Here is a 12151-nt window from a genome sequence, read left to right on the forward strand (position 1 = left end):
GGCGATTGCCACACTCCCAGATGAGGATGCCATGAGAACACGACGTGCCGTTTTCACTGCTGCTGCCCTGATCGCTGCGTGCCTGATGCCCCTGACGGTCTCCGCGGAGCAGCCCTCCAAGACCGCCATGCAGTCCGAGGGCGGGCGGCGGAAGGAACTCCCGGTCACCATTGATGCCCTGCCCCGTTTGCACGTCACCACTTCCGGCCGCGTGATCCTCGACGAAATGCCCGGCGGAGGCGGCCTCCGTGGCCCCTGCCCGCCAACCGTCTCGACGCACACGGATGCCAACTTCCAGGGCGGCTCGTACGTCATCCAGGCCGGCTTTGGCGAGCAGGAGATCGCCGCCGCGTCCTACACCATCCCCGCGGCGTCTTTCCCCATCAAGATCGACCTCATGGAGTTCATTCTGGCGGGACAGAGCCTGAACCAGCAGACCGTCACCAAGTGGGGGGTCAGGGTGTGGGATGGCAATCCGAACACCGGGACCCTGGTCGCTCAGTACGACTCTGACGACCTGATCCTGCCCCACGCACGCATCGGCCCGGGTACCGCCGGCGTCAATATCCAGGTCTCCGTGGATCCGAGCGATCCCGAGCAGATCTTCGTGACCAATGTCAGCGGAACCAACACATTCAGCATCGGGCTGGTCATCGTGGATCACCACAACCAGACCGCTAATCCCTGCATCACGGCACCCCCTTCAAACTCCAATGCGTTCCCGGTGACGGATACATCGGGGCTTTCGCAGGCGAGCCGGAACTGGCTCTTTGGACTGAACTGCGGCACCTTCGGATGCCCGCCTAATGGGGGCTGGGCCACGTTCCAGGCTCTCAATGTCCTGTGCCGCCCCTCGGGCGACTGGGTCATGAAGGCGACCTGGTCCAAGGTCGACTGCCAGCCGGCGACAGGCTCGTGCTGCACCGCGGGGTCATGCCAGGTGACCACCCAGGCGGCCTGTGTCGGCGGTGGTGGGGTCTATGCCGGGGATGGCACCACCTGCGTTACGAATCCCTGCCCGACTCCTCAGGGTGCCTGCTGCTTCTCAAACAACGCCTGCGTGGTTCTGACCCAGGCTGACTGCACGACCGCGGCTGGCACCTATCTCGGAAATGGGACGGCCTGCTCGGGCAATCAGTGCCCACAGGGCGCCTGCTGCCTCGGAAACGGTGGGTGCATCACCACCACCCAGCCTGGGTGCGTGAGCGCCTCGGGAACCTTCCAGGGCGTCGGTGTCTCCTGTGCTTCGGCGAACTGTCCGCAACCAACGGGCGCCTGTTGCACATCCGGTGGCGGCTGCCTGACCCAGACGCAAGCGAACTGCTCCCTGATCCCGGGCGCCACGTGGCGGGGTGCCGGCACGGCCTGCCCGCAGGCCTGTCAGTGCCGGCCGGACTGGGACCACAACGGGTCGCTGGAGCCCTCGGATATCGCCGCGTTCATCGTTTCCTGGACTACCAGCCTCTCGCAGGGCACGCTGGGAGGCGACTACGACGGCAACGGGACAGTCGAACCCTCTGATATCGCCCAGTTTGTTGCCGCATGGCTCACCGGCTTGCAGAACGGATGCCCATAGTGAGCGGGATCCCTGGGAAAGAACCGGTATTCTCAAATCAGGTGCAACCTCGGACCGACATGGGGCGTATTGGCACTCGCACCTGCGTTTCGGACCATCTAGTCCGAAGGTATCGGGCAGTCAGCCCGATGGGCACTGTACTTCTTCAAGCGGGTCGAAGGACAAGCAGTTGACACGGTCCGGTGCAACAACAACCGGCGTAGGCCTGATGGAAGCCCCAGGGGCGTGTCCTGTCGCTGTCTGGTTCATAACGTCTGATAGGAGCTGAAGTTCCCGTCTCTTGTCTCGTTCCTTGACAGGAGATGGATTTGAGAGAGAATCGTACGGGGAGTTCTCCCCGCTCACGTTTGGTTAGAGGACGGAAGTCGGCTCGTTCCGAGGCGCTCGCCGCGGGCTCGGTTTGACAGCCACGAAAGGAGATCCAATGGCGCGTCGTCAGATCCAGTTGTTGGCCGCAGTGGGTAGCTGCCTTGCCTCGGCCGCGGTATTTGCACAGTGTCCGGTGCCGACCGGCCCGGATGTGATCGTTGGTGATATGGCCTCCCCTGTGACCAATGGTCCGGTCGGCGCTACCACCACGTACTCCTTTGGTACAACTTCCTGCAACATCGGGAACGCCATCATCAAATGGGTCTCCGGTACGCGGGAACACCCGGTGATCGGACAGAATCTGTACCGCATCAAGGACGGCCGCTTCGAGCAGCTCGGCCAGTCATGGCTGAAGCACGGGTTTACCGCCCTCACCGGCAGCGTCTGCTGCACGTGCACCGGCGGCGGCGGCAGCTACCTGTCGCCCTCCTGCTCCGACCCCTACACCGCCGGCCGTAACGCCACCCAGTCGAACCTCGGCCCCAAGTGGCCGGTGAACGCGAACTCGGGCTTCTACCCGTATCCGTTTACCTCCAGCAGCGCGACGTACGGCTACACCGCGCCCCCCAGCGCTCCGGCCACGATTGGCCGCCGTCTGCAGGTGGCCACGGCGGATGTCGCCCCGGCCAGCAACCCCGGCGCGATTTACTACTGCGATACGCACTACGTCACGCAGGACGACGCCCTCGCCGGCAACGGGCTCAACAATCTGTCCGCCCGCAAGATCAACAACGCCTCGGCACCGGGCAGCCTCAGCTTCATCGGTGCGACCATCCGCCAGAAGGCCGCGATCCAGGTTTGGAAGGACAACGAGGATCCCTCCGTCGTTCTCCAGGCCGTTGATTACCCCGAAACCAACTACCCGAACCCGACGCCCGGCGCCACCCTGACCGCCACGGTCACGGCTCGCTTCTGGGTCGCGGCGAAGGTCACCAACCTCGGTGGCGGCGTGACGCGGTACTCCTACTCCGTCATGAACGTCAACTCCGATCGCAGCGGCGGCTCGCTGACCGTGCCGGTTGGCTGCGGCGTGGATGTGTCCAACCTGTACTTCAACGACGTGGACTACCACAGCGGTGAAGTCTGGGACAACACCGACTGGGGCGTCACCCAGACCGCCGGCGGCATCGAGTGGAAGTCCCCCAAGGTGTATAGCGCCGATCCCTACACCAATGCCCTCCGCTGGAGCACGACGTACACGTTCTCGTTCGATACCACCGCGACGGCGACGACCACCGGCACCCTGACGCTCGGGCTGTTCAAGCCGGCGATCAACGCCGGGGCGCCGGACAGCCTGTCGGTCCCGAACATGCCCATCCCCGCCGCGGGTTGCCGCGCGGAGCAGGACGGTGTGGCCGGCATCACCCCGTCCGACATCGCGGCGTTCGTGAACGCCTGGTTCACCGGCATTTCCGGCGGCACGCTCCAGGGCGACTTCGACTGCTCCGGCGTGGTCGAGCCCTCGGATATCGCCCAGTACATCAGCGAGTGGTTCAGCGCTCTCGGCGGCGGCTGCTGAGTTCGAGCGGCTCTCGCAACTGGAATCACAAGGCCCGTATCCACCATGGATGCGGGCCTTTTCCTTTTTTTGCGATTGGCCCGGGCCGCGCGGCGGGGCGACAATAGCCGATGAGCAGCCTCCCCGACTTCGCCGCGCCGCCGCCGACCCCCAAACTCCCCGGTACCGTCGTCGTCCGTGAAACCGCCGACGCCGTTGTGGACTCGATCGCCGCGGACCTGATGATTCACGCCATGTCGTGCGTCCGGGCGTTCGGCGACTTCCACCTGGCGCTCTCGGGCGGGAAGACGCCGCTCCCCCTGTACCTCCGGATGATGTACGACCCTGCCTACCGCGCCTTCCCCTGGAACCGCACCCACCTGTGGATCGTTGATGAGCGACGCGTGCCCTTCGATGACGAGCGCAGTAACTTCAAGGCGATCAACGAGATCATCGGCGACCACTCCGACATCCCTCGCGAGCAGGTGCACCCGATCTTCGCGATGGCCGACGACGCCGACGTGCGGTACGAGCGGGAACTTCAGGAGTGCCTCGCCTGGCGCGAGAAGGGGCACGACCGGCTCGACTACGTCCTGCTCGGGATGGGTCCGGACGCCCATACCGCCAGCCTGTTCCCGCACTCCCCCGCGCTGGTGGAGGAGCCGGAGCGCCCCCGGTTGGTGCGGATCAACTCCGGCCCCCGGGTGACCCCGCCGGACCGCGTGACCATGACGTTCCGGTTGATCAACGCCTCCCGGTTCGTTAGCGTGCTCGCGGTTGGTCCGGAAAAGCAACCGACATTCGAGCGGGTCGTCAAGGCCGTTGGCGACGCCGCCGGTCCGGGCGGGCGTGAGGTCGTGCAGGAACTCCCGATCCTGGGCGTCCGGCCGGTCGGCGGTGAGCTGCGGTGGTACCTCGATCACGCGGCCTGCCCGGCCGCGGCCCCCCGCGGTACGTAGGGCCCCTCTCGGCGGCTACCGTGTCGCCATGGCCACACTCTCGGTAGAGCCCAACGACCAGGTGACCTTCCGCGCGTGCGTGGAGGACGAGCACCTGATCGTGGTCGAGAAGCGCAGCGGCTTGGCTACGCAGCCGGGCCTGGGCCACGAGCGAGACACGCTCCTCAACGCCCTGTTCGCACGCTTCGGCTCCACGCTGCAGAACCTGGGAGCCTCGCGGGACTTCGGCCTGCTGCACCGCCTCGACAAGGACACGTCGGGCCTGCTCGTCGTCGCGCTCAGTGTGCGGGCCTACGACCTGCTCCGCGCGTCGTTCGAGGCACGCGAGGTCAGGAAGTTCTACTGGGCGCTGTGCGCCAAGCCGCCGAAGGAGCCCACCGGCCTCATCACACTGCCGCTGATCGAGTCGGGGGGGACGCGCGGCAAGCCGAAACTCTCGAGGGTGTCCCGCAGCCGCGACTCCAAGCCTGCCGCCACCGCCTACCGCGTGCTGCAGGCGTCGGATCGCGCCACACTCATCGAGTGCCGACCGCTTACGGGCCGGCTCCACCAGGTCCGCGTGCACCTCGACGCCATCGGCTGCCCCATCCTGGGCGACGAGTTCTACGCGATCCCCGCGATCGCCGGATCATCACCCCGCCTGGCCCTGCACGCCCACCGGCTCGCGTTCACCCACCCGATCACCCGCGAGGCCGTCGATGTACGCTCAAAGTGGCCGCATGATCTCAAGCCGCTCTTGAAGCGGATGAAGCTCGAGCGGCCGGATCAGGTTGCTCCGCCCGCGGGCCGTCCGGCGGACAGCTCCGATGACGCACCGCCGGAATGACCGCCTATGGGGACGGGACCGCCCGCATCAGTTCCCCCGCGATCGCATCCGCAAACATGAATCCATCCTCGCTCAGGGTCCACCGCCCCGCCGTGTCCAGCAGGTGCCCCCGGGCGGCCACGCGGTTGGCGGCACCCCGTAGCGAAGACTCTCCGGCGGGATCGATCGCGCGAAGGTCCATAAGCAGGCCATCCGCATCGATCCCCTCGCGCAACCGGAGGCCCATCATGAGCCGCTCCCGGATGAGCCTCGCCGGATCAGCGGACTCGAAGTCGATCACGGGCGAGTGCCCGGTCGACGCCAGGTAATCGCCGAGGCGGGGCGTGTTCTTCCATCGCAGCGAACCCCCGCGCCGGTCGGTCGATGCGAGAACATGCGCCGAGGCGCTGGGACCCGCGGCGAGCCACTGCTCCTGCCGCCAGTACGCGAGGTTGTGCCGCGACTCGTGCCCGGGTCGAGCGAAGTTGCTGATCTCGTAGCGATCCAGTCCGGCGTCACGCAGGCGAGACCGCGTCAGGAGGCCCATGTCCGCTTCAAGGTCCTCATCGGCCTGTGCGAACGTGCCGGTGGCCAGCCGCGCGGTCATCGCGGTCCCCGGCTCGTAGGTCAGCGAGTAGCAGGAGAGGTGGTGCACCCCAAGCGCGAGCGCTCGATCAAGATCCCTGCTCCACTCCTCGAGCGTCTGGCCGGGGATCGCGTAGATGAGATCGATCGACACGCGCCCGATCCCGGCCTCCCGCGCCAGCGTGGCGGCGCGCTCGACGTTGGCCGGGTCGTGCCACCGCTCCAGGGTCTTCAGGTGCACCGGGTCAAACGACTGGGCCCCGATGCTGATCCGGTTCACACCGCCCGCTCGCAGCAACGCCATCTGCTCCGCGTGCGCCGTCTCGGGGTTGCATTCGACCGTGAACTCTCCGATTCCGTCGTCAGCGCCGGCCGCCGAGCGCACGAGCGACAGGTCAAAGTGGTGATCGAGCGCCGCAAGGAGTCGCTCCCAGTACCGTGTTTGCAGCAGGGTCGGCGTTCCCCCGCCGACAAAGATCGTCCGGAGCGGGGCCCCGGCCGCGTGGGGCGCGAGGGCCGCGAGTTCGGCGACCAACCGGTCCGTAAACGCCCCCTGCCGGTCCTGTGTATCCACGATCGAGTAGAAGTCGCAGTAGTGACACTTGTGGAAGCAGAACGGAACATGGATGTAGAGCGACCGGACCGGTGGGCGCGGGGCCGCCAGGGCATCCGCGGGCTGTACGCCGGGAAATTGGGCGGTGTGGGTTTGCCGGGGCGTCGGGATGACGGTAAGGTGCGGCATCAGAATCGGCCCCCCGGGACCGATCCACGGCGGACGCGGAGCGGGGGCTTACGGAAGGATAGGTCTCGCGTGAAGATTTCCCTGGTGATGGTTCAAGCGGATGGGAAGGCGCGTGAGATCCCCCTGACGAGCCTTCCCGCCGCGATTGGGCGGGACGAAGCGGTCAAGATCCGCATTCCCATGGGCAGCGTCTCCCGGCGCCACTGCGAACTGGTCGAGGCCGACGACGAGCTGCTCGTTCGCGATCTCAAGTCGAGCAACGGAACGTACGTGAACGGCGAGCGCATCGAGGGTTCCCGGGAACTGGTTCCGGGGGACCTGCTCGCCGTCGGCCCGGTCGTGTTCGTGGTGCGGATCGATGGGCATCCCAAGGAGATCGACGCGGCGGATTCGTACGCCGCGGGAGCGGTCGCCGCGGAGGGAGAGGGCTTCGCCGGGGTTCCGTCCTGGGGCGGCTCGGAAGGCCCGAAGACCGCCGCGATGACCCCCACCGAGCCTCCGAAGAACCCGGTCGTGAAGGGTCCCACCGGGCAGCCCGCGCCCGGTCCGGCCAAGAAGAAGGACGATGACGACGACGAGGATGTCGACTTCAGCGACCTTCTCGAGGGTCTGGACCTCGACGATGATGACGACGAGCCGCCGGCCAAGCCCAAGTGAACCCGCCGTCCGCGGCGTGCGCCAATCCGTGCACATGGTTCGCGCAGGAAAGCGGCGCTCGGGGAGGTAATCCGAGCGCCGCTGGTGATGTTGCCCCGACGCACCGAGGCAACTCGGGAAAGGCTCTTCGAGTTTCAGCGACGACGCCGGTTTGGGCCGGTGTCCTCTTGCTTCCCTCTCGTTCCTGCCGCGCAACGCGTCCCGGGGAAACATGCGAAGGGCGTGCCAACCCGATGCGGCGACGCGAACCGGCCCTCCCGATTGGTGGTTGCCAGTGACCTGGTCGGGTGTGGCGGGCGGTGGCCACTGATGGCGGGCTCTGGTCACCTGGCTAGCCGCCCGGGCAACTCTCCCGTCGCGACGGATGGCACGCACTAGACTGGGCCCATGGCTGTGACGTTTCACCACCGGACCCTGGACAACGGGCTCACCATCATCGCGGAGACCGAGCCGGGGGCGCACACCGCCGCGGCGGGGTTCTTCGTCAAGACCGGCGCCCGTGACGAGCGGTCGTCGCTGATGGGCGTGAGCCACTTCCTCGAGCACATGATGTTCAAGGGAACGCCGGGCCGATCCGCCGAGGAACTCAACCGGTCCTTCGACCGCATCGGGGCGCGCAACAACGCCTACACGTCGCACGAGATGACGTGCTTCTACGCCAGCGTCCTGCCCGAGGTCCTGCTCGGCAGCGGGGGGGCGGTGGATCTGATCTCCGACATGATGCGACCGGCGCTCCGGGAGGACGACTTCTCGACCGAGAAGAACGTCATCCTCGAAGAGATCGCGATGTACGACGACAACCCCATGTGGGTGATCTACGAGGCGGTCATGGCCGCTCACTATGGTGATCATCCCCTGGGACACCGGGTGCTCGGCACCAACGAGACGATCGCGGCCCTGACGGCGGGTCAGATGCGGGAGTACTTTGAACGGCGGTACTCGCCGGACAACACCGTGGTCGCCCTGGCCGGGCGTCTGGACTTCGACGCGGCGGTCGATGCCATCGCGGAGCGGTGCGGCGGGTGGCGCCGCACCGGGACCTCCCGGGATCCCGGCGATCTGCGGATGGCCGACCACGAGTTCACGCTCAGGCGTGACAAGGTCAACCGTGCGTACGCGATTATGGCGACGCCGGCGCCGGGCATGTCCGACGACCGCCGGTACGCCGCGAGCCTCGGCGCCCAGGTCCTCGGCGGCTCAGACAACAGCCGCCTCCACTGGGCCCTGGTCGAGACCGGCCTCGCCGACGAGGCCGAGGCGGGGCACGATGCGCGGGACGGAACCGGGGACTTCGTGGTCAGCGTGTCCTGCGATCCGGACCGGATCGACGAGGTGTGGGGCGAGGTGGAGCGGGCGGTCGCCTCGCTCTCCGAGTCCCTCACCGAGGACGACCTCGCGAAAATCCGCACCAAACTGGCGACGGGCATCACCGTCGCGGGCGAGCGGCCGGGGGGCCGGATGCAGCGCCTCGGGCGGCAGTGGACCTACCTGGGCCAGTACACCACGCTGGAGCAGGAACTGGAGCGGGTGAGCGCGGTCACCGTACAGCAAGTCCGGGACGTACTTGCCGAGTATCCGTTCAGACCCAGGACTATCGGGCGGCTCATGCCCGCCTGATCGCGAGGTCTACGCGGCCCGTGGGACCGGCGTGAAGACCCGGAGCGTGTTTCGTCCGGCGGAGGCGGCGGCCTGCACCGCCCGCTCGGCGTACGACAGGAACTGCGCCGCATCGCTGAACCGTGCGCCGCCGGCGGAGTCGAGGCACACCAGCCCGGCGCTGGTCGACACGCTGATCGACGACACCGCCGCCGTTCCCGGCGGGAAGACGAGCGGGACGCCGTGGATACGACGGCGTGCCGCCTCGGCCAGGCGAGTTGCTGCGACCGTGTTGGTGCCCGGCATGAGCGCCGCGAACCTACCGGTATCGAGCCTGTACAGCGTGCTGTCGGTCGACGCCAGGGCGTCCCCGAGCCGCCGCGCGAACTCGACCACCGTCGCGTCGCGCGTGGCGTCACCATGCCGCACGGTCAGTTCGTCGAGCCCATCAATGTCGAAGAGGGCCAGGGAGAGCGGCGGACCGCCGGACGTGCACTGCTCAAACGCGGCGATGAGGGTTCGGTCGAACGGGGTCCGGGTCGGGAGCCCGCTGACCGGGTCGGCATCGCCCCCATCAGTCGGCTCCTCCGCGTGCCCGGTGATCGTCAGCGAGAGGAGCCGCTGGCGTGCGCGGGCCAGGATCGCCTCGCCATCCGGCCCCTGGCCGGCGTCGAGGTGGAATAGCGCGGCGATCTCCTTTGAGACCTGTCCGACTTCTCGCAAGACGTCGTCGGCTTGTGCAGCGTTCAGCCGGAGCCACTGTTCGGCGCGGCCGTAGAAGCGTGTCAGCGGTCCCGCGGGCTCCTCTGCATCCAGAACGTCGCAGGCGATGTTGCCCAGGCCGACGGCGAAGACAACCTCGGCATGCTCCCGCGGGGCCGCCGTCGGACGCTCGTGGTACTTGATCGGCATTACCAGGGACTCGGGGAGTCGCCAGCGCGAGGCGATCAGGGCGCCCACGTCGGCGTGCTGGATCTCGAACGCAGCAAGTTCGAGGCGGGCGAGTTTCCGGTGGTTGCCCGCGCATTGGGCGAGGACCTCGCGGTACGGCCGTCCAAGCCCGAGGTGCATCGCGACCATGCCCACGTCCTGCAGCAGCCCGCCGAGGAAGCACTCCTCCTCGCTGCCGATCTCCGCCGCCCGCGCGATGTGCTTCGCGGCGATTCCCGTGAGCAGGCCACGTCTCCAGTAGGCGCGGTAGTCAAAGTCGTCCGCGGCGGTCTTGGAGATCGCCCCGACCAGCGTGAAGCCGAGCGCCAGCGTCTTCACCGCGGTGAGGCCCAGGAGAACGATCGCCTGGTTGATGCTCGAGCACGGCTTGCTCAGTGCGTAGAACGACGAGTTGACCGTCCGGAGCACCTTCGCCGCGAGCGCCTGATCCCTCGTGATGATCTCGGCCAGGTCGGTGACCGCGACCTCGCGGTCCTGGGTCAGTTCGATGACGCGCAGGGCGACCGCCGGGAGGCTTGGAAGCCTCGGACATTCGAGCACCTGTTCCAGAACGTCCGGATTCATCGCGCTTCCGTGCCGCGTACTCGGCCGTGTGCTCGGTCTTTCACTGTCCGGCGCGGGGTTGCGCCGATCGATCCTTCTGTGCAGAAGATCGGCCCGGTGGTGCCGCGACTTCACGCGGGCGACAGGCCGAGGGCCTAGCGCGGCAGGTCGGGACCGAACACGAGCGCCGCGGTGGCGAGGTCACGTCCGAGAACGTACCTCAGGTACGCCGCGAGGAGCCGGCCGGCGCGATCAACGGTCTGGGGGTGAGCGTCCGTCGGCAGGCGCCCTTCGGCGTCGAGGCGTTCGAGGAGCGTCACCGTCTCCGCCCGCACGCTCCACACCGGGGAGCCGGTCGTCGGCGGGTCCCTGACAACGCCGCCATGGGCCGGGCTGAAGCGTCTCGTGCCACCCGGGCCCTGATCGTCATTACCGAGAACCGGGCGGTATCCGGTTTCGACAAGGACGTTCCACTGAAACATCGCCAGCGCCGCTCGCGCTCCCGATGGCTCGTCCAGGGACCGCAGGCAGTCCACCGCCGAATCGAACATGGCCGGGTGCGGGTCGCGATCGGTGACGCTGACCTGCACTACTTCAGCGATGTACATGCCGGCGTAGTACGCCGCGAGCGATCGGCGCACCGCGGCGAACGTCTCGGCAAGGTCCCAAGCCGTCAGCAACACCAGGTCGGAACTGGGCTTGATGATGAGCGAGGCCTCGGCGCGGGTCAGCAGCTCGATACCGCCGCTGTAGGGCGCCTTGGGCCGCCTCGCCCCCTTGGCCAGGGCTCGGACAAGGCCGTGAGCCCGCGTGAACAGCGACACCGTCTGGCTGGTCTCGGACCAGTCCCAATGGCGAACGCACAGGGCATCATCGAGCACGGCGGGCACGGATGGAGCATAGATGCGGGCGCGGGCGCCGCGCGGCGGAGCACGCTTTGGCGTATCCTCGGCCCATGCACTTTGACCTCGTGGACTCGCTGATCGAACAGGCTGCCGACGGCAGCCGGATCGTCACGCTCAAGCAGGTGTCCGCCGCGGAGGAGTACCTCCAGGACCACTTCCCGGGCTTTCCCGTGCTGCCTGGGGTCATGATGGTGGAGTCGATGGTTCAGGCCGCCAGGAGGCTCCTGGAGACTTTTCCAGGGCAGGAGCGGATGGTGCTGGGCGGGGTCCGGGCATTGAAGTACGGCCGGTTTGTCCGTCCCGGCGAATCGCTCCGGGTCGAGGTGTCGGTCGTGAAGCGTGTGGAGGGGGTGGTCGAGTGCAAGGGGGAGGGGACCGTGGTCGTTCCCGGTGTGCCGGCTGCTGCTGATGCAGCGGTCGCCGTCTCAGGGCGGTTCTCGATGCGTCCGGTCCGGTTGGGAAGCGGCGACTAGCCCGGATACGATGGACGCTGCCCGGAGCGGCTTGTATTGTATGGATAATGTTCGGCACTGTGCCGGCATGCTGGGGGCGGGCTGACACAGATTGGGGCCACATGACACGCGATGAGATCTTTGCGAAGGTTCAGGGGGTGCTGGTCGACGCGCTGGCTGTTGATGAGGATGAGGTCACGCCGGAGGCGTCCCTGACCAAGGACCTCGGGGCGGAATCGATCGATTTCCTGGACATCGTCTTCAAGCTCGAGCAGGCCTTCGGTTTCAAGATCCCGCAGGGCGAGTTGTTCCCCGAGAACGTGGCCCAGGATCCCAAGTACGTGCAGGGCGGCAAGGTGACGCCAGAGGGGATCGCCGCGATGAAGGCCCGCCTGCCGCACGTGGACTTCTCGTCCTTCGAGAAGGACCCGCAAGTCGCCCGCGTCGGCGACATCTTCACGGTCGACACGCTGGTCCGGTACGTCGAGCGCAAGCTGAACGCCAAGTAGCGCG

11 protein-coding genes are annotated in these 12151 nt (G+C 67.3%); 8 read left to right on the top strand and 3 right to left on the bottom strand.

Annotation, left to right across the window (positions count from 1 at the left end):
* Positions 1-31 precede the first annotated feature (31 nt).
* The 4 genes from KF745_00260 (at position 32) to KF745_00275 (ending at position 5228) form a co-directional block, all read left to right on the top strand.
* On the top strand, positions 32-1576 hold the full coding sequence (locus KF745_00260; GenBank protein MBX3356837.1) for a hypothetical protein: 1545 nt from the start codon (positions 32-34) through the stop codon (positions 1574-1576).
* A 655-nt stretch (positions 1577-2231) separates the two neighbouring features.
* Positions 2232-3464, top strand: a complete 1233-nt coding sequence (locus KF745_00265; protein MBX3356838.1) for a hypothetical protein — start codon at positions 2232-2234, stop codon at positions 3462-3464.
* A gap of 110 nt (positions 3465-3574) precedes the next feature.
* Positions 3575-4402: a 6-phosphogluconolactonase gene (pgl, locus tag KF745_00270; GenBank protein MBX3356839.1), complete on the top strand. Its 828-nt coding sequence runs from the start codon at positions 3575-3577 to the stop codon at positions 4400-4402.
* Between the two features lie 28 nt (positions 4403-4430).
* Positions 4431-5228, top strand: a complete 798-nt coding sequence (locus KF745_00275) for an RluA family pseudouridine synthase (GenBank protein ID MBX3356840.1) — start codon at positions 4431-4433, stop codon at positions 5226-5228.
* Between the two features lie 4 nt (positions 5229-5232).
* Here the strand turns inward: KF745_00275 and hemW are convergent, their stop codons facing one another.
* Positions 5233-6534, bottom strand: coding sequence for a radical SAM family heme chaperone HemW (hemW, locus tag KF745_00280; protein ID MBX3356841.1), 1302 nt, complete (start codon positions 6532-6534; stop codon positions 5233-5235).
* A gap of 69 nt (positions 6535-6603) precedes the next feature.
* Between hemW and KF745_00285 the strand changes: the two genes are divergently transcribed.
* Complete coding sequence (locus tag KF745_00285) at positions 6604-7191, top strand: FHA domain-containing protein (protein MBX3356842.1); 588 nt, start codon at positions 6604-6606, stop codon at positions 7189-7191.
* Between the two features lie 387 nt (positions 7192-7578).
* Positions 7579-8808 carry an insulinase family protein gene (locus KF745_00290; GenBank protein MBX3356843.1) on the top strand — a complete coding sequence of 410 codons (1230 nt, stop codon included), beginning with the start codon at positions 7579-7581 and terminating at the stop codon, positions 8806-8808.
* Between the two features lie 9 nt (positions 8809-8817).
* On the opposite strand, the gene KF745_00295 is transcribed toward KF745_00290, so the two are convergent.
* Positions 8818-10302, bottom strand: coding sequence for an HDOD domain-containing protein (locus KF745_00295; GenBank protein MBX3356844.1), 1485 nt, complete (start codon positions 10300-10302; stop codon positions 8818-8820).
* A gap of 134 nt (positions 10303-10436) precedes the next feature.
* Positions 10437-11171 carry a DNA repair protein RecO gene (recO, locus tag KF745_00300; GenBank protein MBX3356845.1) on the bottom strand — a complete coding sequence of 245 codons (735 nt, stop codon included), beginning with the start codon at positions 11169-11171 and terminating at the stop codon, positions 10437-10439.
* A 65-nt stretch (positions 11172-11236) separates the two neighbouring features.
* Here recO and KF745_00305 point away from each other — a divergent pair, with 65 nt between their 5' ends.
* Both KF745_00305 and KF745_00310 read left to right on the top strand, forming a co-directional pair.
* The gene (locus tag KF745_00305) at positions 11237-11659 is read left to right on the top strand and encodes a hypothetical protein (GenBank protein MBX3356846.1); all 423 of its coding nucleotides are present in this window, start codon (positions 11237-11239) and stop codon (positions 11657-11659) included.
* A 101-nt stretch (positions 11660-11760) separates the two neighbouring features.
* Positions 11761-12147: an acyl carrier protein gene (locus tag KF745_00310; protein MBX3356847.1), complete on the top strand. Its 387-nt coding sequence runs from the start codon at positions 11761-11763 to the stop codon at positions 12145-12147.
* Positions 12148-12151 lie beyond the last annotated feature (4 nt).

The organism is Phycisphaeraceae bacterium, assembly GCA_019636655.1.
GTDB lineage: Bacteria > Planctomycetota > Phycisphaerae > Phycisphaerales > UBA1924 > JAHBXB01.

Coding starts and splice junctions, on each gene's coding strand:
- KF745_00260 (MBX3356837.1), top strand. CDS start 32: ATGAGAACACGACGTGCCGTTTTCACTGCTGCTGCCCTGATCGCTGCG.
- pgl (MBX3356839.1), top strand. CDS start 3,575: ATGAGCAGCCTCCCCGACTTCGCCGCGCCGCCGCCGACCCCCAAACTC.
- KF745_00275 (MBX3356840.1), top strand. CDS start 4,431: ATGGCCACACTCTCGGTAGAGCCCAACGACCAGGTGACCTTCCGCGCG.
- hemW (MBX3356841.1), bottom strand. CDS start 6,534: ATGCCGCACCTTACCGTCATCCCGACGCCCCGGCAAACCCACACCGCC.
- KF745_00290 (MBX3356843.1), top strand. CDS start 7,579: ATGGCTGTGACGTTTCACCACCGGACCCTGGACAACGGGCTCACCATC.
- KF745_00295 (MBX3356844.1), bottom strand. CDS start 10,302: ATGAATCCGGACGTTCTGGAACAGGTGCTCGAATGTCCGAGGCTTCCA.
- KF745_00305 (MBX3356846.1), top strand. CDS start 11,237: ATGCACTTTGACCTCGTGGACTCGCTGATCGAACAGGCTGCCGACGGC.
- KF745_00310 (MBX3356847.1), top strand. CDS start 11,761: ATGACACGCGATGAGATCTTTGCGAAGGTTCAGGGGGTGCTGGTCGAC.